A 24,013-nucleotide genomic window follows, 5' to 3' on the forward strand; every position below is an offset into this window, starting at 1 on the left:
TCGGCGGCGCCTGGGAGAAACGTGATTTATACAAGTGCAATAAAATCTAAGGAAGGTCACCGTGAAAAAAACAAAACGAGGGTTTCAATCCGCCATCCCAACAGGCCCGGGCTACCCGCTCAAGGCCTTGAGCTGCGTGCCATATGGCGCGTTGCTGTGTTGCCTGGCCAGCCTGGGTACCGCCCAGGCCGCACCCTACGTGGAAAGCGGAAAACCGGGGGATGCTGCCAGCTGGCGCAGCAATGAATTCAAGGCCGATTGGGGTCTCGGCGCCGTGCATGCAGACGCTGCTTACGCCGCCGGCTACACCGGCAAGGGCGTGAAGCTGGGGATCTTCGATCAGCCGGTGTATGCCCAGCATCCGGAATTCGCCAGCCCCGGCAAAGTGGTCACGATCGTGACCGAAGGCATTCGCCAGTACACCGACCCGTACATCCCGGTAAAGGCCGGGGATGCGTTTCGCTATGACGGCACGCCCTCCCTGGGCTCCAACGGCAAACTCGGCAATCACGGCACCCACGTGGGCGGGATTGCCGCCGGTAACCGCGACGGCGGGCCGATGCATGGCGTGGCGTTCGATGCGCAGATCATCAGCGCCGAAAACGGTGACCCGGGCCCCGAAGACGGGATCATCCTGGGCAACGACGGCGCGGTCTACAAAGCCGGTTGGGACGCGCTGGTGGCCAGCGGTGCACGCATCATCAACAACAGCTGGGGCATCGGTATCGGTGACCAGTACGCCAAGGGCGGGCGCGATCCGGCGTTCCCCAACTTCACGGTCAATGAGGCGCAGGCGCAGTTCAATAACATCCGGCCGATCCTTGGCACAATTGCAGGCGGCGCTTATCAAGGCGCCATCGATGCGGCCCGCAGCGGCGTGCTGACGATCTTTGCCGCCGGCAACGACTACAACCGCAATAACCCGGACGCGATCTCGGGCCTGGCGTACTTCGTGCCGGAGATCGCGCCCAACTGGCTGTCGGTGGCGGCGTTGCAACAGAACCCCGACACCGCCAGTTCCGAACCGTACGTGATCAGCACCTTTTCTTCACGTTGCGGTTATGCCGCCAGCTTTTGCGTGGCGGCGCCCGGCACCAAGATCTACAGCTCGGTGATCAACGGCACCACCCTGGAAAACCTGACCACCGACTACGCCAACTTCAACGGCACCTCCATGGCCGCGCCCCATGTGGCGGGCAGTGCGGCGGTGCTGATGGAGCGCTTTCCGTACATGAGTGGCGACCAGATTTCCACGCTGTTGAAAACCACCGCGACCGACCTCGGCGCACCGGGCATCGACTCGCTGTACGGCTGGGGCATGATCAATCTGGGCAAGGCGATCAACGGCCCGGGGATGTTTGTGACGGCTGAGGATATCCCGGCCGAGTTTCGTATCGACGGTGCCTACGGCTCCGGTCAATTCGTCGCGGACCTGCCAGGGATTGGCGCCGTGGTGGATGCCGGCAAACCGACCCAGCGCCTGTGCACCGACGTGCATTGTGGGCTGGATGTGTGGAGCAACAACATCTCCGGGCATGGCGGCCTGACCAAGCAGGGCATTGGTGCGCTGGTGCTGACCGGCACCAACACCTACAGCGGCCCGACCCTGGTCAACCAAGGGTTGCTGGCGATCAATGGTTCGATCACTTCCGACGTCACCGTCAGCAACAGCGGTGTCGTGGGCGGTTCCGGGCGCATTGGTTCGCTGACGGCGAACAGCGGCGGTACCGTGGCGCCGGGTAACTCCATCGGCACGCTGAACGTGGCTGGCGACGTGAGCTTTGCGGCGGGCTCCACTTACGCGGTGGAACTGTCGGAAACCAGCAGTGACCGCATCGTCGCCGGTGGCAAGGCCACCCTCAGCGGCGGCACGGTGACCCTGGCCCTGGAAAACAGCCCGACGCTGCTGACCCAGACCCAGGCCGAAAGCCTGATCGGTCGCCAATACAACATCCTGCAGGCCGCAGGCGGGATCACCGGCAGCTTCGGTTCGGTACTGCCTGACTACCTGTTTATCGGCGGCACCTTGAACTACGCCGCCAACGGCGTGCAACTGGATGTGGGGCGCAACGCCAACACCTTTGCCAGTGTGGCCGCCACCCCGAACCAACGTTCGGTGGCAGCCGCCGCCGAGCAATTGGGTGCGGGCAACGCCGTCTATGAAAGCCTGTTGCTGGCGCCGAATGCGGCCTCGGCCCAAGGTGCGTTCCAGCAGTTGTCCGGGGAAATCTACCCGGCGCTGGAAACCGCATTGGTCAATGACAACCGCTACCTGCGCGAAGCCGTGGGCGAGCGTTTGCAGCAAGGGGAAATGGGCGCATCGAGCCAGACCGTCGACAGCCGTGGCAACGTCTGGGTCAAGGCGCTGGGCGCCTGGGGCAAGACCAACAGCGGCAGTGATACGGCGGGCTACACCACCTCCATCGGCGGCATGCTGGCGGGTGTGGACGGCGCGCTGGATGACGACACTCGTGTGGGCCTGGTAGCGGGGTACAGCGACACGTCACTGAACATGGGCAGCGACACCCATTCCCGGGCGTCGGTAGACAGCTATCACTTGGGTGCCTATGCCGGGCACGAGATCGGTGCCTTGCGTTTGAGCGGCGGGGCGACCTACAGCTGGCACCGCGCCGATGTGAAACGCGAGCTGCAATACGGTGAAGTCGCTGGCAAACAGAAAGCCAAGGTGGATGCCCGCAGCACCCAGGTGTTTACCGAAGCGGCCTATCGCTTGAACCTGCAACCCCTGGCCCTGGAACCGTTCGCCAACCTGGCGTATGTGCATCTGGACGCCGATGGGTTTACCGAGAAGGGCGATGCGGCGGCCTTGAAGGGCCGGGATGACAGCCGCGATGTTGTGTTGAGTACCCTGGGTGCTCGAGCGCTGAAAACCTTGAATATCAACGACCATCAGCAACTGGAGCTTTCCGGCACTCTGGGCTGGCAGCACAACCTGAGCAGCGTCGATTCCGAGCGGCACCTGGCGTTTGCGTCGGGCGGTACGTCGTTCTCGGTGGAGAGTTCGTCGATGGTGCGTGATGCGGCATTGGTGGGCGCGCGGGTCAGCCTGGCGCTGAGCAAGGATGCGAAGGTGAACCTGGATTACAACGGCCTGCTGGCCAGTAAAGAGAAAGTCCATGGGGTGGGTTTGAGCCTGGACTGGGCTTTCTAAACACTGCAGTTCGAAATGTGGGAGCGGGCTTGCTCGCGAAGGCGGTGTGCCAGTCGGTGGATGGGTTGACTGAACCACCGCTTTCGCGAGCAAGCCCGCTCCCACATTGATCCGGTTCCAATCGTCAATCTGTGCAGATTTGGCTTTCTCGACAATTCCAACAAAAGAGAGGCAATACCATGGGTGTTTTCGACTATAAAAACCTCGGGACCGAGGGCTCCAAAGCGTTGTTCGCCGATGCCATGGCGATCACCTTGTACTCTTATCACAACCTGGATAATGGCTTTGCCGTGGGCTATCAGCACAACGGCCTAGGCCTGGGACTGCCGGCAACCCTGGTGGGGGCGCTGCTTGGCAGTACAGATTCCCAAGGGGTAATTCCGGGTATTCCCTGGAACCCGGACTCGGAAAAGGCGGCCCTCGAAGCGGTCAACAAGGCCGGCTGGACGCCCATCAGCGCCAGTACCCTGGGCTATGGCGGCAAGGTGGATGCCCGGGGCACGTTCTTCGGTGAAAAGGCCGGCTACACCACCGCGCAGGTGGATGTGCTGGGCAAGTACGATGGCGACGGCAAACTGCTGGAAATCGGCATTGGTTTTCGCGGGACTTCGGGGCCTCGGGAAACCTTGATCACCGACTCCATTGGCGATCTGGTCAGTGATTTGCTGGCAGCGCTGGGCCCCAAGGATTACGCGAAAAACTACGCCGGCGAAGCCTTTGGCACCTTGCTCAAGGATGTCGCGGCGTATGCCGGCAGTCATGGGTTGACGGGCAAGGACGTGGTGGTCAGCGGTCATAGCCTGGGTGGCCTGGCGGTCAACAGCATGGCTGACCTGAGCGGTAATAAATGGTCGGGGTTCTACAAGGACTCCAACTATGTGGCGTATGCCTCGCCAACCCAGAGCAGCGGCGACAAGGTGTTGAACATCGGTTATGAGAATGACCCGGTGTTTCGTGCGCTGGACGGGTCGTCGTTCAACTTCTCGTCACTGGGCGTGCATGACAAGCCCCATGAGTCGACAACGGACAATATCGTCAACTTCAACGACCACTACGGGTCGACGCTGTGGAATGTCCTGCCGTTTTCCATCGTCAATGTGCCCACCTGGCTTTCTCATTTGCCCACGGCCTATGGCGATGGCTTGACCCGGGTCCTGGACTCGAAATTCTACGACCTGACCAGCCGGGACTCGACGATTATCGTGGCCAACCTGTCGGACCCGGCACGGGCCAATACCTGGGTGCAGGACCTCAACCGCAACGCCGAGCCCCACAAGGGCAACACGTTCATCATTGGCAGCGACGGTAATGACCTGATCCAGGGCGGCAAGGGGGTGGACTTTATTGAAGGCGGCAAGGGCAATGACACGATCCGCGACAACAGCGGGCATAACACCTTTCTGTTCGGCGGGCAGTTTGGGCAGGACCGGGTGATCGGTTACCAGTCCACCGACAAGCTGGTGTTCAGGGACGTGGAGGGCAGTGCGGACTGGCGTGACCATGCCAAGGTGGTGGGGGGCGATACGGTGCTGAGTTTTGGCACGGATTCGGTGACGCTGGTCGGAGTTGGATTAGCCGGGGTTGGGGGCGATGGCATTTCCATCAGCTGAGTAGCGCTGCTTCTGTGGGAGCTGTCGAGCCTTGGCGAGGCTGCGATGGGATCGCTACGGTGTACCTGGCAGACCGAGTTGCCTGCATCGCGGGCAAGCCCGGCTCCCACAGGGCAGTGCATTGCAAAGAAAGGTGGGAGCCAATTGGCTCCCGCTTTTTTATTTCTCCTTCATCACGGTCGCGACGTCATCGGCCTTGACGCGAATACGCTTGCCGGCGATGTCGGTGAATTCGTAGAAACCATCGGCCGTTTTCGCGTTGGGCACGTCCTTGGTCAAATATTGGGTACCGTTCTGCAAGGTCACCACGGTCTGTGTGGAGCAACCGGCCAATGCCAGCAACGTGAACATACCCACCGCCAGACCCAAATTCTTCATGCTCATAACCCTTACCTTGATCCTTCGAAAACCCCGCGCCTGAGCGGTCGGGGGAAACATATTTTATGTGGCTGACAGCCATCTGATCATTATTACGCAAAAAGTTGCGTGTGCCTTTGATCTATTACTGATTGCAACAGCCGGCCAGGGACGGCACTCTGTATGCATAACCAGTGTTTGATCCCGTGCCTGACATGTCCAATCCCCTTGAAGACCCGCTCTATTACCTGCATAACTTCCGCCAAGTACTCGATTGGCTGGGGCAGCGGTATGCCGATTTACTGGCCCCGGACGAAGAGCATTTCATTCAGCAATTTGACAGCTTGCCGCAGTCGTCCCAGGCCTTGCTGGTGCGCATGGTGATGCGCAAGGGCGCGCATTTCCGGGCAGGCAAGCTCAATTATGTCGAAATCGGCGCGGTGCACGAGGCGGTGCTGCCGTTGCTGGAACAGGGTTGGGTGACGGATCAATGCCTGTTGTCGTTCGGCGAGCTGTTTGGCCTGTTGCAGAAAGCGGAAATCCTGGCGGTGTTCAAACCCTGGATCGAGCAACCCAGGGCCAAAAAGGCAGATTGGCTGGCGTCGCTGTCAACGCAGTTTTGTGAACCGCGTCACTTCCAGCACTGGTGCCCGGACCTGGCCGATCAGCTTTACAGCCTCACCGTGATGGACCTGTGCGACCGCATGCGGCTGATGTTCTTCGGCAATCTCTATCAGGACTGGTCGGAGTTTGTGCTGGCGGACCTGGGGATTTTTACTTACGAAAAGGTCGAGTTCTGCGCCGAATCCCGTGGATTGCGCAGCCGTGACGACGTGCACGGCTTTCTGTTTCTGCACCAGTGCCAACAGGCTTTTGAAGCGGGCGAGGCACTGGATGCCGTGCTGGAACAAATCGCTACTCTGCACACCGATAACCCCTGGCTGGAAAAACGTCGGGCCAAGCTATTGTTCCAAGTGGGCCAGTACTGCGAGCGCAGCGCCGAGCTGGCCCTGGCCGAGGCGATCTATCGAGGCTGCACCTATCCCGGCGCACGGGCACGGCTGATCCGGGTGCTGGAGCGCCAGGAAAACTTCGCCCAGGCGATGGTCCTGGCCCGTGAAGCGCAGCTGGCCCCGGAGAGCGCAGCCGAGCAGCAGCACCTGTTGCGTGTGATACCCAGGCTGCGGCGCAAACTTGGCGAGCCGGCGATGCCCAAGGTAAAACCCCGGGCTATCGTGCGCCTGGACCTTGAGCTGCCGGCCCCGGACCCGCTGATGTCGGTGGAGTATTGCGTGCAGGCCCACTTGAGCGACCACGGTGCGCCGGTGCATTACGTCGAGAACACCCTGATCAATTCGTTGTTTGGACTGCTGTGCTGGCCGGCGATTTTCGCGCCGTTGCCGGGGTCGTTTTTCCACCCGTTCCAGCGCGGTCCCGTGGACTTGCACAGCGAAGACTTCCATCAGCGGCGCGCCGAGCTGTTTGCCGAGTGCCTGGATCAACTGGGCGATGAGCGCTACAAGCGCACCATGCGCCAGCGGTACGTGGACAAATGGGGCATTCAGTCGCCCTTCGTGTTCTGGAACGTACTCAGCGAAGAGCTGCTCGACCAGGCCCTCGACTGCCTTCCCGCCGCACACCTGCGCCATTGGTTCGAGCGCTTGTTGCTGGATATCCGCGCCAACCGCGCCGGCATGCCCGACCTGATCCAGTTCTGGCCTGAGGAAAAAACCTACCGCATGATCGAAGTCAAAGGCCCCGGCGATCGCCTGCAAGACAACCAGCTGCGCTGGCTGGAGTTCTGCGGCGAACACCAGATGCCCGTGACCGTGTGTTATGTGCGCTGGACGGAGCAGGCGGCTTGAGCTACAGCGTCGCGGTGCGTGCGCTGTGTGAATTCACCGCCAAGGTCGGCGACCTCGACCTGCGTTTTACCCCGTCTCCCAGCGCCCAGGAAGGGATCGTCGGCCACCGCACGGTAGCTTCGCGGCGCAGCGCCCACTACCAGAATGAAGTCGCGCTGGAAGGTGAATACCAGCAGTTGAAAGTCCGGGGCAGGGCGGATGGCTACGACCCGGACCGCAACCAGCTGGAGGAGGTGAAAACCTATCGCGGCGATCTCGACAAGCAGCCGGCCAACCATCGGCAACTGCACTGGGCCCAGGTCAAGGTCTACGGCTGGTTGATGTGCCAGAAACTCGGGTTGTCGGAGATTGTCCTGGCGCTGGTGTATTTCGACATTGTTGGCGAGCACGAAACGCTGCTTAGCCAACGCTTTCAGGCTGCTGAGCTGCAGGATTTCTTCAACCAGCAATGCGCACTGTTCCTCGGCTGGGCCAAACAGGAAATGCACCAGCGCGAAGCCCGCAACGCGGCGGCAACGGCCCTGGGCTTTCCTCATGCAGCGTTTCGCCCCGGCCAGCGTTCCCTCGCGGAAACCGTCTACAAGGCCGTCAGCACCGGCCGCTGCCTGATGGCCCAGGCGCCCACCGGTATCGGCAAGACCGTTGGCACGATTTTCCCGATGCTCAAGGCCCTGGCGCCCCAGCAACTGGACAAGGTGTTCTTCCTCACGGCCAAGACCCCGGGTCGCAAGCTGGCGCTGGACGCCGCGCAAGTGCTGTACGACAGCAGCCCGGATTTGCCGCTGCGGGTGCTGGAACTGGTGGCGCGGGACAAGGCCTGCGAGCATCTCGACAAAGCCTGTCACGGCGACTCGTGCCCACTGGCCAAGGGTTTTTATGACCGCTTGCCGGCTGCCCGTGAAGCCGCATCCAGGGTGCGCCTGCTGGACCAGCGCAACCTGCGGGAAGTCGCCCTGGCCCATGACGTCTGCCCCTATTACCTCAGCCAGGAAATGGCGCGCTGGACCGACGTGGTGGTCGCCGACTACAACTATTACTTTGATTTTGGCGCGATGCTGTTCGGCCTGGCGCAGCTCAACCAGTGGCGGGTCGCGGTGCTGGTGGACGAAGCCCATAACCTGGTGGAGCGCGGCCGTTCGATGTACAGCGCGGCCCTCGACCAGTACACCCTCAAGACCCTGCGGGAGATTGCGCCCGAGCCGCTTAAAAAGTCCCTGCAACGCCTGAGTCGTGAGTGGAACGCCCTGCACAAGGAACAAGTCGCGCCGTATCAGGCGTACGCGCAAAAGCCCGACAAACTGCTGCACGCGCTGAGCCTGTGTACCAGCGCCATGGGCGAATATTTCAACGAACATCCCGAAGCGCTCAATGGTGAGCTGCAAGCGTTTTATTTCGAGGCCTTGCAGTTTGCCAAGGTCGCCGAGCTGTTCAACGAACACTTCATCTTCGACATCAGCAAACGCGAGCTCAGTGGCAAACGCAGCGCATCGAACCTGTGCCTGCGCAACGTGGTGCCTGCCGAATTCATTCGGCCCCGGCTGACGGCGGCCCGCAGCAGCGTGCTGTTTTCCGCGACCTTGAGCCCACGGCATTACTACGCGGACTTACTGGGAATGCCGCCCGACACCGCGTGGGTCGATGTGGAATCGCCGTTCAAGGCCGAGCAGTTGCAGGTGCATATCGTCGACCGGATCTCCACCCGGTTTGTGCATCGCCAGGCGTCCCTGGAACCTATCGTCGAGCTGATCGCTGGGCAGTTTGCGCAGCAGCCGGGCAACTACCTGGCGTTCTTCAGCAGCTTCGATTACTTGCAGCAAGTGGCGCAATTGCTCGCTGAGCGACACCCGCATATTCCGCTGTGGCAGCAGTCCCGGGGCATGGCCGAGGCCGAACGACAGGCGTTTCTCGAGCAGTTCACCCAGCACAGCCAGGGCATCGGTTTTGCCGTGCTGGGCGGCGCATTCGGCGAAGGCATCGACCTGCCGGGAAGCCGGCTGATCGGCGCGTTTATCGCCACCCTGGGCCTGGCGCAACTGAACCCGGTGAATGAGCAGCTCAAACTGCGGATGGGCGCGATTTTCGGTGCCGGTTACGACTACACCTACTTGTACCCTGGCATCCAGAAGGTGGTGCAGGCCGCGGGGCGGGTGATTCGCAGCCAGCAGGACCGGGGCGTGGTGATGCTGATTGATGACCGTTTTGGCGAGGCACGGGTGCGGCAGCTATTGCCGCGCTGGTGGTCGATCACTGCGGCGGATACACCGCATCCCGCAGTTGGTGGGTGAACAGACCGGACATGCCTTCATAAGCCGTATTGGTCAGTGCAACCACCGTGAGCTTTTGCAGCGGGTCGACGAACCAGCTGTGACCGTAGGCGCCGCCCCATTCGAAGGTGCCCCGGGATTGCGGTGTGCCGGTCAGCGCGGGGTCATTCAGCACGGCCCAGCCATAACCGAAGCCCCAACCCGGGTCCTGGGTTTGCACCTTGGCGCCGACGTGATCGGTGACCATCAACTGCACGCTTTGTGCAGACAGTATCGGTGCGCCGCCCTGGCGAATGGTTTCCAGGAACCGCGCAACATCACCTGCCGTCCCGGCCATGCCGGCGCCGCCGGAAGGGTAGGCATGCGGATCGAGAATTCGCCGCACATCAAACAGCGCAGTGCTGTTGCCCGAGGTGATGGTGGCCTTGTCGACCATGCGCAGCGGCTGCGGTGATCCGTCCTGATACGCCGCAGAGAGGCGTTTGATATCCGTCACCGAAAACTCGGTATCGGTTAGCCCGAGCGGTCCGGTCACTGACTCGCGGACCAATACCGGCAGGCTCTGGCCTGACGCCTTTTCCAGTACCGCGCCCAGCACATCGGTGGCCATCGAGTACTGCCAGCCCTTGCCCGGTGGGTAACTCAGGGGCACGCTGGCGATGCGCTTCAGATTCTCGGCAAAGCTGATCTCGGGCTCGCCCAACCCATCGGAAACCCCGGCGGTACGGTAGGGGCCTCGGGTACTTTCCAGGAATCCATAGCTCAGGCCTGCGGTGTGGTTAAGCAACTGGCTGACGGTGATCACCGGGGTGGTGCCATCCGCCAGCTTGGGATTGAAGTCGGGAAGCCAGCGGCTGACCGGATCGTCCAGGCCCAGGCGACCTTGTTCCACCAGGTGCATCGCGGCGGCGGAGACCAGCGGTTTGGTCACCGATGCCAGGCGAAAGATCGTGTCCTCTGTCATCGGGCGCCCGGCTTCGCGGTCCGCCAGGCCGGCAGCACGGTGATAAACCAGCTGCCCGTCCCGCAGCACCAGCACCACGGTGCCCACCAGGCGATTGTCGGCAATGGCGCTGTCGACCACCGCATCCACGCGCTTGGCGAGCAGCGGGTCGTGGCTGTCGGCGCAGGCGAGGGTGGCGCAAAGGGAGGCGGCAAGGGGCACGAGGTATCTGGCAGGAGGCTGCATGGTTCAGGTCGCTCATTGGCAGTGCATGACTGCCAAATATGAACGCTGGGGTCCCGGACTACAACGTGACATTGCACAACTGCTGACTCAGTGCCCATAAGCGTTCGGCCTGCTCCGGGTCGACAGCCCAGGGCCATACGCCGTTACGGCTGGTGTCATCCTGCGACCAAGCGGCCACATCGCAATCTTCGCAGTAGAGTCCGCCCATGCCCTCCAGTTGCGGGCTGACAGCGCACCACACCGAGGTCGCGGCGCCTTGCTCGGGGCTCTTGTAGTGACTGGCGCGGCGGATATCGCCGTGCTCATCCAGTGCGCCGACGAATGCCAGGTCGTCCTTGTTCAGGTAACGGATCAAGTCGGTGAGGATTTCTCCCGGGTGCACGGAAAATGCGCGCACCCCCTCGGCTTTACCTCGTCGGTCCAGTGCTACCGCGAACAGTGCGTTGGCGGTTTTTGATTGGCCGTAGGCGAGCCACTTGTCATAGGGGCGGTGTTCAAATTGCGGGTCATCGAAATGCACGGGGCTGAGACGATGGCCGAGGGACGATACCGAAACCACGCGTGCGCCATTAGCCTCACGCAGCGCCGGCCACAACCGGGCGGTTAGCTGGAAGTGGCCCAGGTGGTTGGTGGCGAACTGCGCTTCGAGACCTCGCGCATCCCGTTGCAGTGGTGTGGCCATGATTCCGGCGCTATTGATCAGAAGGTTCAATGCCCGGTCGCTGGCGAGGAAGTTTTCGGCAAAACGGTCGATGGAAATCGGGTCGAGTAAATCCAGGCTGGCGTGTTCAACACCGATGATGCCCGAGAGGTTGCGTTCGGCCTTTTCAGGATCCCGCGCGGGAACGATTACCTGCGCACCCGCGTCGACCAACACGCGCACTGTTTCCAGGCCAATGCCGGAGTAGCCACCGGTGACAATCACCGTCTTGCCCCACAAATCGCTGCCCGCCAAGGCTTGCTGGGCGGTAGTGCCGGCATCGAAGCCGCTGCCAATTGGGGTTTGTTTGTCAGCCATGAAAGATCTCCTTATGGGAGGCCTAGAGTCTCTCGCTGGAGCCCGGACGCGGAATGCCCTAGAGTCCGTGTTTCTGTCGCGATCGTCCGGAGCTTTTTTATGGATACCCTTTCCGATGTGCTGGCACTGTTAAAAAGCCATCGCTCGACCTTCGCCGGCCTGAAGGCTGGAGGCACCTGGGCCATCAACTTTGCGGCGCCGGATGGCATCAAGTTCAACGCGGTGGTGGAGGGCAGTTGCTGGCTGGAAGTGGAAGGGCTGGCAGTACCGATACGCTTGTATGAGGGGGATTGTTTCCTGTTGACCCAGGCACGCCCGTGGAGGCTGTCCAGCAATCTGTCCCCTGAAGGGCTCGATGCACGTGAGGTGTATGCCGATGCGGTGGGAGGCATCGCCACGGTGGGTGCCACGGTGGATCTGTTCTTGATCGGCGGACGATTTATCTACGGGGACGACGCCCGACTGTTGCTGGATAGCCTGCCGCCGGTGCTGCGGGTAAGCGCCAACTCCGAACAGGCTGCCGTATTGCGCTGGTGCCTGGACCGCCTGGCCAGGGAATACGCGAGTCCGTTACAGGGCGCGGCGCTGATGACCGAGCATTTGGCGCAAATGATGTTGGTGCAGATCCTGCGGCTTTATCAATCTTCCATAGGCGCGCATACCACGGGCTGGTTGGGAGCGTTAAACGACCCAAGGCTGGCGCCGGTGCTGCGGGAAATCCACGCAGCACCAGCCCGGCGCTGGACGTTGAGTGAAATGGCCGGGCATGCGAGCCAATCTCGCTCCACCTTTGCCTTGCACTTCAAAAAACGGGTGGGGTTGGCGCCACAGGAATACCTGACCCGATGGCGCATGCACCTGGCAGTGCAGGCCTTGAAGGCCAGCGACAACAGCGTGTCCACGATCGGCCAGTCCCTGGGTTATCAGTCAGACAGCGCCTTCAGCAATGCTTTCAAGCGTGTGATGGCCTGTTCTCCCCGGGAATATCGCGAGCGGACTGCATAAACCGTATTACCCCATTTCCCACACCTGCAGCTTCGAGTAACGGGGGAGCTGTCCGTTTCGATCGAGGCTGTAATACATCTTCACGATTTCGCCCATTTGAAGGTCATCCACTGATATTTGGATGCGCAGCGCCTGGCCGGCCGTGTCTGTGTTCAGTGTGCTGGGTACGGTGGTTCTCGACTGGCTGGCAATCCATTGCAAGGTCACGGTGTCCCCGGGTGCGGTCTCGGTGAACGGCACGATGACCGTCACCTGGTGCCCGGCATTCGAAATCTCAACCCGTGCCTGGGGCAGAACGCTGACGGGCTCACCCACCTGTAATTGCAGGCGTTGGGACTCACGGCTGGGGGCCTGGTCGGCACGTTCGTAATACACCTCGGTGAGTTGTGTATCGAAACGCTTGAGGTGTTCGCCGTCGACCGTGAAGGCGAAGCTGCGATCTTCCGCGATCACTACCAGGGTGTCTTCCTGGGTGTACGTCGTCGCGCCTCCTTCCCAGGTCAAGCGCACCTTGACCGGCGCATCCCAGCCATCCGGCGCGGTAAACACCACGGTTGCTCGGGGAGTATTCGGGTCCAGACGGCCACCGGTTGCTTCCATAACGCGCGGCGCCTGCCATGGGCTGGCTGCACCGCGTACGCTTATTCGGGTTTTCTTTGACACAAGCGCTTCATCGGTATCCGCTTTGTAGAGGTCGCAGGACAATATCGACACACCGCCACCCAGCGCGTTAACCCGTTCATTCGGAACGTTGAAAGCCAGAAAACTGTTGGTACGCTCGACAGTTTTTTCCTCGTGGTAGGGAACGGAGGCGCCTTGTGCATCTCGCCCGTCCCAGTTGAGCCGTACTCGGTCGCCTTTACCGAATACGTCTGGATCCAGGAACAGCTCGATCTTTTGCGGGCTGCCACCCAGCCGCTGCAAGTCGACAACTTCCCCAGGCTGCTCAAGAAAAGGCGCCTCGAGCGGCTTCGTGCCGAGGTCGACGTGCACCCATTGTATTGCGGACCAATTCACATCTGACTCAGGGTCCATATTAGGCGCCGGATAATTGCCGACGGCGTCGACGACTTGCAGTGCGACTGGTGTATAGGGATTGCTGCCTGCATCCAGCACCACCTCTTCCGGAACGGTGATCGAGAACCCTCTGCCGACGTCCTGGGGCCTGACCACCTGCTTGAAAACCTCTGAGCCCCAAACGATAGTGCAGGTATCAAACTCAGCCATGTTTTCGTATGGCTGGACATCAAGGATGATCCCGTGCCTTGCCCTGTCACGGTTCACTACCGCACCCCCTGCGACGTCCTCGGGGAGGAAAAATACCAAGCCTTGGTGGCCCTCAGTATCGGGGTCCGGGTCCCGCTCACCGGGGCGGGTCAGCTTGACCCGAAGCTTGTAGCGGTTGGACTCAACCCGGTCTGTGTCGGGTTCTTCAACGGTGCAATATACGTTGGCCCAATCCGGCAGGATGCTTTCCTTGGCCATCCTCAGGGTATGCACCCAGTCCCCCACGTTGGCGGGGTTGATAACCAGGTAATCTGCAGGGGCAGGGCTGTTCCAGTACAAAAATATTTCTGTGTCGAGGGCAAGCTGACGGGCAGGGAAGAGCATCGGCCTCAGGTCATGCTCCACATGCCTCAGGCCGAGGCCTCCATCAGACCTGGTTGCCGCTTCGTCCTCCTTGATGGGTGGGGTCACATTTTGGATATACAACTCGGGTTGATCGTCATCAGTTCGTTTATTCAAGGCATGAGACATTGTGAAACCTCCACTGCAGAGGAACTGCAATCAATTAGGCAGGCCGGCGGTTTGGATAACCATTATTCCCGCTGAACGTCCTCATCCCCATAGATCCCCCGGCGCAAAATCTGCAACGTGACCACGCTGGAATAGCGCTGTGCAACGTTGTTCTGATTGATCAGCCAGTAGACTTTCACCACACGATTGAGGTTGCCCGTCACAAACCTTGCGGGCACCCTGACCCGTACGTCTCCAGGTTTTGCGACATACACCGGCAGTTCGACCCGGGTGCCCGGGCCTACCCAATGCAAACGCACGTCTTGGCCAATCGGTGGCGAAGGGAGTGTCACCCAGACGCCATCCGGTACCAGGTCTGGGTCGAGCCGGTGCCCAACAACCCTGTCGACAACCGGTGCCGCCATTGGCGCCCAACGTTTACCGACGAGAAGCGTTTTGCGCGCCGATTCACCCAACAGCGGGCGATTAATTTCAATGCCGTTGGCCTCGTAGTACAGCACCGAGTCGCGGCCCTCAAAGCGGGTGATCTGGGCCGCGGTCAGAGGGAACTCAAGCACATTGCTTGCGGGACGTTCACCGGCACTGCGACTGGACCGGTACTCCACAGTGCCTTCAGGGTCGGGCAGCAGCCAAACCAGGGTAATCAGGTCCCACGGTTTCCAAGTGGCCTGGTAAGGCACGTAGGCGTAAATGGGCTCGGGAAGCAATTCAGCGAATGGCATGACTTCGTTCAAGTAAGGCGCCGGCCATTGGATAACCGGGCCCTGGACACTCACATAGCCGGTACTTGAGTACATCGTCGCGCCGCCGATGGTTTTACGCAGAGCGTAACTCACCTTGGCATGGCCTTGGGACAGGCCGGCCACGAATCCGTGTGGGATCTCAAATTCAAAGATCTTATTAGCCCTGTCCACCGTTTTTACGTCGGTGTGCGTAATCGTGTTGCCTTGGGCATCGGTGGCCTGGAAAAATAACTCCAGCGTGTCCCTTGCCTCGAAATAATCCGAGGTGGCAAACACAGACGCGGTGATCGATTTGCCCATCAGCTGCTCCAGGTCGATGACTCCGGTTTGCGGATCAGCTTCGTTCACATAGGGTTCCCACAATAAATCGCCGCGGGCATACACGGCGACTTCGCTGACCGCTGACCAGCGTGCCTGCGGGTCGGTAGCGTTGCCGGTGCGCCCACGTACCTGGAGTCTTACGGGCAATTTCAGGCTGTCACGGGCTGCCATGATGGTTTCATAAGGCACCACCAGGGTGATTTCGTTTTGCAGGTCCTTGGCAGTGACCGAATAAATAATTTGCTGGTCTCCCCAACACAACAGAACACGGTCGCCGATTGCCATGAACGGATAGGGCATGAGCTGGATCTTGATGGTTTCACGGGCCCTGGCTTCGCTGACGCCGCTGATCAGCACATCATCAGGCAAATAGAAGACGAACCCTTGGTTCCCCGGCGTGGTGCGGTCAGGGTCCCGGCCGCCCGGCAGGTTCAGGTCAACCCGCAGACGCGCCGGCCGGGTGGACGCGCCGGTGAGGTTGTTGCGGCACACCAGCGGGTCGATCAACGGAGGCTTGATACTGCTCGCCGGCAACAGGATCGGTATGCGCGCATCCTGCGCAGTGCCGGGCATGACAAAGGTGTGAGCAACGGGAATCAGCGGGTCGTTGCTGAATAACTCGAGCAAATCACCCGGGGAGGGTCGTAGTGCGGTTTGCAGGTAAACCACTTGGGGTGTTTCGACGTTTCTCAGTCCCAGGCCGCCGTCGACAGTCACATCGCCGGGAGGGGCGGGGAATAATCCTGGAATATCCAGGGTACCGAGTTCTGCGGTGGACTGGATGGTATCGGTAATGACAGTGGACATGGCTGTGGCTCCTTTCTAAAGGGCCCCTTTAGGGGAGGCAAAGAAAAGCGGAGTGCGTGTTACACCAACCTGAAACGTATTTCCCTTAGCTCATAATCATTACCATCCGCAGATGCCTGATGACTGTCGATAAATAGAGTGAGCGATGTACCACTGGGAACAACCGAGCCCTCAAGTGTGAGCCAGGTGTTCATATTGCTGATCTCGGTTGCGCCCACCACTTGTCCTTGCGATGAGCGCAGGGCAAGGGACGGAAGCGTAAAACGACCGTCAAACCTTCTCACCGTGATGCTGAACATGTAAGTAAGGCCCGCGTGTAAGTTGTTAAATACCTGGCTGAAAATCACGCCGTTCTTGTTGTTTACTCCGTAAGTGTAATTATAAAACGTCGTAAAGCTTCCGTAGTCTCTAAACGCTCTGTCGCGAAGATCACTGAGCGCAGGGCCGAACGTCCAGCCATTCGTATTGCTATTGCGGAAGTCAGTGATGTGATCAAACTCTATGCGAATGAACAACACTCGGATTTGTGAAAACCGTCTGGGAACGTTGGCTCTGGACAGATCGTATTTAATTCTGACAGATCCATCCAGATTTCCAATGACATAGCTACGTTCTATCATGATGGTCAACGCCGCACCTGCCTGGTCGGCGTTTAATATGACCTGGAATGACTTACTTACCTGGTCGCCATCCCACATCAACGTAATGATGTCACCCTCCAAGGTATCAGCTGCCGGCACAATTACCGAAGCATGACTGCCAATGTCATCAGGGTTCAGATAGTTGCCAGAGGTGCCTGAAACTTCCACAGGTAGCAAAGTTCTTGTCGGCTCACCCACTTGAAGTTGCAAACGCATCGACGCGCGATGGGGCATCAAGTCCACACGCTCGTAGTACACTTCGACTTCCAGAGTATTAAAACGGCTTACCTCCTCATTCGGGATCACAAACGACAGCTCCTGACCTTCGGAAATAGGCCCCAAGTAGAACTCATCCGAATAGTTCACCGAGTGAGCCACCCATACGACGCGTATTTTAGTTGCAGAGTTCCAGCCATCTTGCGCGCGAAATTTCATCGTGGCACTGGACGTTGGGTCCAGCACGCCATTTGGTGCCTCGACAATAGTGGGAGCGTCCCACTCAGTCACTTCACCAATGACCCTCACCCGAACCTTCTTTGAGGGAAGCCAGGTATTGTCCCTGGCTTTGTAGAGCATGTAGTACATTATCGCGATACCGCTCGCAATCGCGCTGACCAGTTCGTTTGGTACTTCGAACTCCAGGATAATATTGGTCTGGTTAACAGGTTGCTCATCACTGTAGAAGAACGGCACGGTTTGAATGTCGCGCCCCTCCCAATGAAACATGACACGGTCGCCTACCTCAAAAAACGTGTTATCAACGAAAATCTGGACTTTTTGCGCAGCGGCACCCAACTCCTCGAGATTAACGATCTCCCCTGCCTGTTCAAGGAAGGGCGAGTAGGGTCGTTTAACCCCGAGGCCAACGTTTACCCGCTGTATCTGTGACCAGTTCGCGTTTGTATTCGGGCCAGGGTAGTTGCCACCCACGTCCATGATTTGCATCGCAACGGGCAGGTAATTATCGTCCGGGGCCTCGTTGATCACGGCAGCGGTAATGGTCACTTCAAACGCACGACGCACCTCGGCGGCCGTTACCACGTGAGTCACTAACTCCGACCCCCAGGCAATGATGCAGGTATCCCACTCGGCCATGTTTTCGTATGGCTGAACTTCAATCACCACGCCCTGTTCGGCCCTGGCGCTATCCACGTGGCTGCCGGCGTCCAGGTCGGGAGGCAGAAAGAACACCAGGCCTTGATGGCCCTCGACATCCCGATTCGGGTCTTCCTCTCCGGGGCGAGACCGCTTCACTCGAAGTTTCAACGGTTTGGTTTTAGACCGGTTGCCGCTGGGACGCTCCACGGTACAGTAGACTTCCGCCCACTCCGGAAGGATCTGTTCTTTATTCACCATCAGGTTGAAAAAACGGTTTTTCTCGTGCTGCGGTTGAATCACGAGATAGTCCACCGGCACGTACGGATTATTCCAGTAAAGGTAGATCACGGTATCGACAACAATCCCGTCGGGACGTAGCAGAGTCACCTCCAGGTTATGTTCGACATGCCGCAAGCCAAGCCCACCCGCAGACTCTGTATCGCCCGGCGGCGGTGGCGTCAGGTTGCTGATTAACACTGGATCAAGGTCAAAGTCGTCGAGAGCGTTGTTAGTCTCTACTTGCGGATTACGCGGCATGTTGGAACCTCCATCATCGAACACGAGCCATGGATGGGCGTATGGAAACGGCTCACTGCTGTTCGCCGAGAGCACCAATCTGTACTTCCTGGCGTAAGGACTCATTGATTGACGTGGTACTCGCCAGCGCCGCCTCGGGCTCATAGACGTAATAGAGCTCTGGGGTAACGCCGCGGAACCGCAATAGATCGGCATACGGAATCAGCCGCCTGATCGGCACACCCTCAGGGGCTTGCCCGACGGTGAACGGGTCGCAATACAGGATGAGTTCGTTAGTGCCCGGTATGGCATAACGCAGGAGCAACATGAGCGTGTCACTGGGTTGGCGCCATGCATACCAGGGGATCTCCACTGCGGCGCCGGAGCTGGGAATGGGATTGACCACGTGATCGATGTAACGCACAAAAAAAGGCCGCTGCAACTGGACAAGGGCGTCTGTCACTTCGGCAGAGGCGAATTTGGAGTACCGTGTCGGAGTGCCCGTTTTAAGCAGGAGGTAGCTGATCTCGACCTTGCCGCCGACCACTGCCCGTATCTTCTCGTAGGGGACAAAAAAGTCATGAGGTCTGCCGGGCGCAGTGATGGTGATGTATTCGTCGTGCAATACCACCCCACCCAGCTTTGGAAAACCCCGGCAAGTGGCAAAATACGTATAGCCGGCAGGGCCTTCCCACGGGTAGGTAAACAGTTGGATGTGCAAGGGCTTGCCGTCAAGTCGCTCAAGGTCGATGAAACCGGGAAAGTCCTGCGTCGCGAAGACCGGTGCCGGAAGGTCGACAGAGGCAATATCCACCAGCACTGGAATGTTCCGGGATCGTGGCGTGGAAACGTTGCGTACCGCGTCAACCACCTGGAAGCTCACAAGCCGGTTACTGCCATTGCCCCCTGCGGAAAGTTGTTCGTAGTTGAGTTTTATCTCGGTCGATTTCCCCACCCCGGCGACCTGTTGAGGCGGCGCGTAATAGTTCCCCCACTGCAGCTCAATCACATCCCTCGCATCCATATTCGGATAGGGCTCAATCGTGACCGTTACGCCTCGATCGGCTTGTACCTGCTTGATCTCAGTATCGGATAGCTTGAACTTGAGCTCGGAATGGCCAGGGGTAATCTGATTATTGTCCTTGCCCGCCGGCAGGGTTCTTTTGACCAACACTTTCAACGGATCGGAGGTGTCGAAGTCCGGGCCACCCTCATAACGTACGACGTACCCCAGCGTCATATCCCCGTCGGGAAGATCGTTCACGGAAATGGCAAAAGAGAAGGCGTCGCGGCCTTCTTCTCCGGGCAGCAGTGTTTTGTGTGCGAGAACCCGCTTGTCCGGGAGGGTCACGACTTCGATCACGTCACCGGCCCGGGCTGGCCAATTTTTTTGCACCGTTACTGTCAGGTCACGCGCCAACAACCATAAGGGGATCCCGCCATCAAACCCTTCGAACGCTGGCGACATTCCAGGAATGAGCAGTCGATCGAGGAATTTGGGCTTTCCAGGGTTTGCAGTGCTGGTTTGGATAGACATGACTTTCTCCGGGTAGGAAGTTGGCGGTCGTTACAGGAACTGCTCCCGCGTTCGCGACCATCAAACACCTGCAAGAGGTCGTTGACTACTGTCAGAATTAACAGGTAGGGACGCCACCTGTTAATTCTGACAGTAGGCAAACCCTGCATTTGGGTATTTGCTTGGAGTCACCGTACCGCGTGCCCCATCGAGGACCTTTGCCATGCCCAAGTCCGGCGTAACCACCGACCTGTTACCCCCCGCTGAGATTCCGCTGAGCCAGCCGCCCATTCCCGGTGATGCGGACAACGCCGATTACGGTATTGGCTTGCGGCATGTCGAACATCCGTTGGTGGTGTATATCGAACGTCCTGATGCCACGCCACCAGGCACTGTCTTTCAGCTGTTCTGGGGTAGCCTCACCCAGCCTGTGGCATTCAATCTTCTCGGGGACGGTGACGAAGGGCTGACACGCATCCCGTTCACCGTTACCCAAGACTATATTCGCGAGTCCTGGGCTGACCCTGTGTTCGCCAGGGTGCTTCGTGAAAACGGTACAAACAGTGAAACCAGGCCGCTGCGGCTGCGCGTCAACCTGCAACGCCCGGGTGGGAGAGATCCCGATGACGACTTGCCTGGCCACCAGAAGCTGATCCTTGAACTGCCGCTAGATGTGGTGCGCGATGGCATCAGCGACGCGCGCGCCCATCAAGGAGTTGAGGTGATCTGCCGTCATTGGGAAAACATGGCCGCTTATGACCTCGTCATCCTGGCCTGGGGTTCCGAGACCATTACTCATCGGGTACAGCCCGACCAAGTTGCCAGGGATATTTCGCTGACCATTGACTATCCAACGATACTTGCCGCCGGGAACGGCGAAATCATCCCTGTGGGGTTCCAGGTCATGGGGCCGACCGGAAATTACCCGGACGAATGGGCGCGCTGGTCGGCGGCGCAATGGGTGGATGTGCATGCCGACAGTGACCGGCTGGACCCACCCCGGGTTAAGTTTCCCGTTACCGAGCGGGACATCGACCTGGAGCAACTGGGAGGTCGGGACGTCATCATTTCAGCCCATGTGGGCCTCGCCGATGCCTCTGCTTATAGCGTGCTAACCCTGATCTGGGCCGGTACAGACCGTGATGGCGTCTCGGTTCCATATATCCCCAGCATCACGATCGTGGCAGGTTCCAACCGGATCTATGATTTCGATATTCCCCATGCGCTCATGGCGACGATTGCCCAGGGAACGGTTGTTGTGCACTACCTGCTGCAAGGTGCAGGGGCGCCGGACAAGCGTTCGGATAATTTGCACTTGCGGGTTATTGGTGAAGTTGCCAAATGGCCGGCGCCGACGATTGATGAAGCACCCGCTGGCCACTTGGACCCGGATCTGCCCGAGGCTACCGTGCGCTTCCCGTTTCAGGAAAGCTGGCCAGGCGATGCCTTGCTTAAAGTGGTGTTTGTGGCGGGTGATGCCGAGAGCACGGTTGAGCATCGCATAGGACGAGAGGTTGATGAGATTCCCCCCACTACGGGCGGTTATATGCTTTTCACCGTGCATACCGCCGACTTGAAGCGCTTTGAGGGCTACTTCACTGACGTGTACTACGTTCTTACCAAGCGAAATACTCCACCTGACGAGACGCCTCAGGAATCCCTGCGCCTGAAAGTACAAGTGGGCGAGCCGGCGCGGGAACTGCCCAAGCCGATTGTCCAACAGGCACCTGACGGCCTGTTGAACCCGGATGACATTACCGATTACGCCAAGGTCATTGCCCCATTTACCGAAACGTTGCGGGCTGATTGGATCAACATGTTCTGGATCGGGCCCAATGCCCACACCAGCGTCATGGTTCAAGTGGGCATAGATGGAACCACCACTGAACACGATATTTTGATCGACTACATCACGCCCAATCTGGATCAGGAAGTGATGGTGTTCTACACCTTGATACGAGGCGATGAAGCCTTACGTCATTCACATATCACCACAGTGCTGATTTCTCATGCATCCCTGGAATTATTGGCGCCTGAGCTGGACAAAGCCATCAGCACAGGCCAGGGCACCGCAACGTTAGCGCCTCTGGATGCCGAGGGTGGTGCGAAACTGGTGGTGAGTTATGCAGACATGCTTGGTAGCGACACAATTCAAGTGACCATGAAGGGGACTGCTGGCGCGGGTTCTCCGTTGATCCCAAGCAAACCTGGTAATGAGACCACCAAACGTGTTGAGTTTGATATTTCTGAGATGGCCATTGTTTTTAATATTCATAATCGCAATAACGTAGTGGCGTTTGACTATACCGTAACGCGAAACGAAGAGCCTCAATCGTCGCACACCTTATTTGTGACGATAACACCGATTCCTTCTATAAGTTTACCCCAGCCATTAATTAATAATGTTACTCCTAATGGTATATTAGACATTAGGGCTCTTCCTGCAAATGCTAAACTCACCATTAAAAAGTGGCCCTTTCAATATTCGGGAATGAAGGTGTGGCTGACGTATCGAAGCATGGGGGCGATGCCCGACCCTAATTTGATCTGGCAAGGTATACCTCTCTCTTCGGACAATGGCGTTGAGCATGAAGCTCCATTGGCTTGGTTGGCGACATGTGCGAATGGAGCCGAGGTGAGCATTGAGTTTAAACTGGCATATGATCCTAGTGAAGAGATGGATAACGCAATAAGCCTGCCGCGGACTACTTATCGAATACTAACAAATAGCTTTTTTGAAAGTGCGACTTTTGATAATAGAAGTCTTAACGGATGGCGGCGGCACTGGGAACATGCAAACGCCACTTCGGAGTTTTTAATCAGAAACTCTGGTTATTACTGGAGTAGCACCGTTACAGGCCTCACTGGCACTGCGGGCACAGTCACGGGATTGATTAAAGACTTTCCAATAACATTATTTGTGCCGGGTGTTCAGTATACAATTAGCTTCGACTATCTATACAGGCTCATGGGGGACGTGCAAAGTAGAATTGCCGTAGATCAATACCTTCGTTCGGATGCAATTGACAGATTCGTAGGTCAATCGTTTCCTAATATCGGTTCATGGGCAACATTCACCCATACGTTCACTCCGCAACTTCAAACGCCTGGATCCTACATTCGAGTGGTCCTGTATGTAAATTGCAGGGACTCAGCTGAGGGCACCTCAATATCTTTGGATAATATATCAATTCGAGCAACAGGAATTTGAGTGATCAATGAGTGCCATCAGGGGCTGGTATTTGTACTGCCACCGGCGTGCTGCTGGACGGGATTGACGAAAAACGCGCCGAGCAAGGCGTCACTGTCACGTTCCGGTATCGGGAAAACAGGGCCGCCTACGATGTCATCACGCTGGCCTGGGGTTCCCAGGTCATCACGCACCGCGTGCAGCCTGATGATGTAGGGCAAGATATTCAAATCACGGTTGACCACGCAGTCATTGCCCACGCCGGGCACAATGATGTGCTACCTGTGGCCTTCCAGGTCATGGGGCCTACCGGAAACTACCCGGACGAATGGGCGCGCTGGTCGGCGGCGCAATGGGTGGATGTGCATGCCGACAGTGACCGGCTGGACCCACCCTGGGTTAAGTTTCCCGTTACTGAACGGGACATCGACCTGGAGCAACTGGGAGGTCGGGACGTCATCATTTCAACCCATGTGGGCCGCGCCAACGCCTCTGCTTATAGCGTGCTAACCCTGATCTGGGCCGGTACAGACCGTGATGGCGTCTCGGTTCCACATACCTCCAGCATCACGATCGTGGCAGGCTCCAACCGGACCTATGATTTCGATATTCCCCATGCGCTGGTCGCGGCCATTGCCCAGGGAACGGTTGTTGTGCACTACCTGCTGCAAGGCGCAGGGGTTTTGCACTTGGAGGTTAAGGGGGAGGCTGTCAAATGGCCGGCGCCCACGATTGATGAAGCCATTGACGAGCCACTCGACCCGTACTTGGCGGAAGCTACTGTGCGTTTTCCGTTTCAGGAAAGCTGGCCGGACGAGGCGTTGCTTGAAGTGGTGTTTCTGGCGGGCGGGCCTGATGGAACGATCGAACATCGGTTGGGGCGCCAGGTCAACGATATCCCGCCCACTGACGACGGGGACATGCTTTTCACGGTGTACACCGC

13 protein-coding genes and 1 pseudogene are annotated in these 24,013 nt (G+C 58.7%); 7 read left to right on the plus strand and 7 right to left on the minus strand.

From position 1 onward, the window contains the following. Positions 1–61 precede the first annotated feature (61 nt). The gene (locus tag SNL23_RS25215) at positions 62–3,172 is read left to right on the plus strand and encodes an autotransporter domain-containing protein (RefSeq protein ID WP_318303954.1); all 3,111 of its coding nucleotides are present in this window, start codon (positions 62–64) and stop codon (positions 3,170–3,172) included. A gap of 179 nt (positions 3,173–3,351) precedes the next feature. After that, positions 3,352–4,782: a polyurethane esterase gene (locus tag SNL23_RS25220; protein WP_318303955.1), complete on the plus strand. Its 1,431-nt coding sequence runs from the start codon at positions 3,352–3,354 to the stop codon at positions 4,780–4,782. Positions 4,783–4,941: 159 nt separating this feature from the next. Here SNL23_RS25220 and SNL23_RS25225 read toward each other — a convergent pair whose 3' ends face one another. Further along, the gene (locus SNL23_RS25225) at positions 4,942–5,166 is read right to left on the minus strand and encodes a YgdI/YgdR family lipoprotein (RefSeq protein ID WP_076013508.1); all 225 of its coding nucleotides are present in this window, start codon (positions 5,164–5,166) and stop codon (positions 4,942–4,944) included. 188 nt (positions 5,167–5,354) lie between these two features. On the opposite strand from SNL23_RS25225, the gene SNL23_RS25230 reads away from it, so the two are divergent. Together SNL23_RS25230 and SNL23_RS25235 are read left to right on the plus strand one after the other, a co-directional pair. Next, a complete protein-coding gene (locus SNL23_RS25230) occupies positions 5,355–7,004 on the plus strand; it encodes a VRR-NUC domain-containing protein (protein WP_318303956.1) in 1,650 nt (549 codons plus the stop codon). Continuing rightward, positions 7,001–9,289, plus strand: coding sequence for an ATP-dependent DNA helicase (locus SNL23_RS25235; protein WP_318303957.1), 2,289 nt, complete (start codon positions 7,001–7,003; stop codon positions 9,287–9,289). The genes SNL23_RS25230 and SNL23_RS25235 overlap by 4 nt, the downstream gene beginning before the upstream one ends. Here SNL23_RS25235 and SNL23_RS25240 read toward each other — a convergent pair. Together SNL23_RS25240 and SNL23_RS25245 are read right to left on the minus strand one after the other, a co-directional pair. Further along, on the minus strand, positions 9,249–10,457 hold the full coding sequence (locus SNL23_RS25240; RefSeq protein ID WP_318303959.1) for a serine hydrolase domain-containing protein: 1,209 nt from the start codon (positions 10,455–10,457) through the stop codon (positions 9,249–9,251). The two genes, SNL23_RS25235 and SNL23_RS25240, sit on opposite strands and share 41 nt — an antisense overlap. 58 nt (positions 10,458–10,515) lie before the next feature. Next, positions 10,516–11,475: an oxidoreductase gene (locus SNL23_RS25245; RefSeq protein ID WP_318303960.1), complete on the minus strand. Its 960-nt coding sequence runs from the start codon at positions 11,473–11,475 to the stop codon at positions 10,516–10,518. 99 nt (positions 11,476–11,574) lie between these two features. Here SNL23_RS25245 and SNL23_RS25250 point away from each other — a divergent pair, with 99 nt between their 5' ends. After that, positions 11,575–12,480 (plus strand): AraC family transcriptional regulator, encoded by a 906-nt coding sequence (locus tag SNL23_RS25250; protein ID WP_318303962.1) that lies wholly within the window; start codon positions 11,575–11,577, stop codon positions 12,478–12,480. Between the two features lie 6 nt (positions 12,481–12,486). Here SNL23_RS25250 and SNL23_RS25255 read toward each other — a convergent pair whose 3' ends face one another. The 4 genes from SNL23_RS25255 to SNL23_RS25270 form a co-directional block, all read right to left on the minus strand. Further along, positions 12,487–14,238 carry a hypothetical protein gene (locus tag SNL23_RS25255; protein ID WP_318303963.1) on the minus strand — a complete coding sequence of 584 codons (1,752 nt, stop codon included), beginning with the start codon at positions 14,236–14,238 and terminating at the stop codon, positions 12,487–12,489. A gap of 62 nt (positions 14,239–14,300) precedes the next feature. Beyond that, entirely contained in the window at positions 14,301–16,109 is a 1,809-nt protein-coding gene (locus SNL23_RS25260) for a hypothetical protein (RefSeq protein ID WP_318303965.1), read from the minus strand. 59 nt (positions 16,110–16,168) lie between these two features. After that, a complete protein-coding gene (locus SNL23_RS25265) occupies positions 16,169–18,385 on the minus strand; it encodes a hypothetical protein (protein ID WP_167664279.1) in 2,217 nt (738 codons plus the stop codon). 52 nt (positions 18,386–18,437) lie between these two features. Next, on the minus strand, positions 18,438–19,901 hold the full coding sequence (locus tag SNL23_RS25270) for a hypothetical protein (protein ID WP_318303967.1): 1,464 nt from the start codon (positions 19,899–19,901) through the stop codon (positions 18,438–18,440). 202 nt (positions 19,902–20,103) lie between these two features. Here SNL23_RS25270 and SNL23_RS25275 point away from each other — a divergent pair, with 202 nt between their 5' ends. Both SNL23_RS25275 and SNL23_RS25280 read left to right on the plus strand, forming a co-directional pair. Further along, on the plus strand, positions 20,104–23,091 hold the full coding sequence (locus SNL23_RS25275) for a carbohydrate binding domain-containing protein (RefSeq protein ID WP_318303968.1): 2,988 nt from the start codon (positions 20,104–20,106) through the stop codon (positions 23,089–23,091). Positions 23,092–23,102: 11 nt separating this feature from the next. Then, a pseudogene (locus SNL23_RS25280) lies at positions 23,103–24,013 on the plus strand (hypothetical protein); the annotation flags it as partial.

The sequence above is a fragment of the Pseudomonas sp. SED1 genome (assembly GCF_034044025.1).
Lineage (GTDB): Bacteria > Pseudomonadota > Gammaproteobacteria > Pseudomonadales > Pseudomonadaceae > Aquipseudomonas.

Bases quoted from the DNA above. Each gene is read 5' to 3' on its own strand.
- SNL23_RS25225 (WP_076013508.1), bottom strand. From the start codon at position 5,166: ATGAGCATGAAGAATTTGGGTCTGGCGGTGGGTATGTTCACGTTGCTG.
- SNL23_RS25230 (WP_318303956.1), top strand. From the start codon at position 5,355: ATGTCCAATCCCCTTGAAGACCCGCTCTATTACCTGCATAACTTCCGC.
- SNL23_RS25275 (WP_318303968.1), top strand. From the start codon at position 20,104: ATGCCCAAGTCCGGCGTAACCACCGACCTGTTACCCCCCGCTGAGATT.
- SNL23_RS25245 (WP_318303960.1), bottom strand. From the start codon at position 11,475: ATGGCTGACAAACAAACCCCAATTGGCAGCGGCTTCGATGCCGGCACT.
- SNL23_RS25255 (WP_318303963.1), bottom strand. From the start codon at position 14,238: ATGTCTCATGCCTTGAATAAACGAACTGATGACGATCAACCCGAGTTG.
- SNL23_RS25270 (WP_318303967.1), bottom strand. From the start codon at position 19,901: ATGTCTATCCAAACCAGCACTGCAAACCCTGGAAAGCCCAAATTCCTC.
- SNL23_RS25260 (WP_318303965.1), bottom strand. From the start codon at position 16,109: ATGTCCACTGTCATTACCGATACCATCCAGTCCACCGCAGAACTCGGT.
- SNL23_RS25250 (WP_318303962.1), top strand. From the start codon at position 11,575: ATGGATACCCTTTCCGATGTGCTGGCACTGTTAAAAAGCCATCGCTCG.
- SNL23_RS25265 (WP_167664279.1), bottom strand. From the start codon at position 18,385: ATGCCGCGTAATCCGCAAGTAGAGACTAACAACGCTCTCGACGACTTT.
- SNL23_RS25220 (WP_318303955.1), top strand. From the start codon at position 3,352: ATGGGTGTTTTCGACTATAAAAACCTCGGGACCGAGGGCTCCAAAGCG.
- SNL23_RS25240 (WP_318303959.1), bottom strand. From the start codon at position 10,457: ATGCAGCCTCCTGCCAGATACCTCGTGCCCCTTGCCGCCTCCCTTTGC.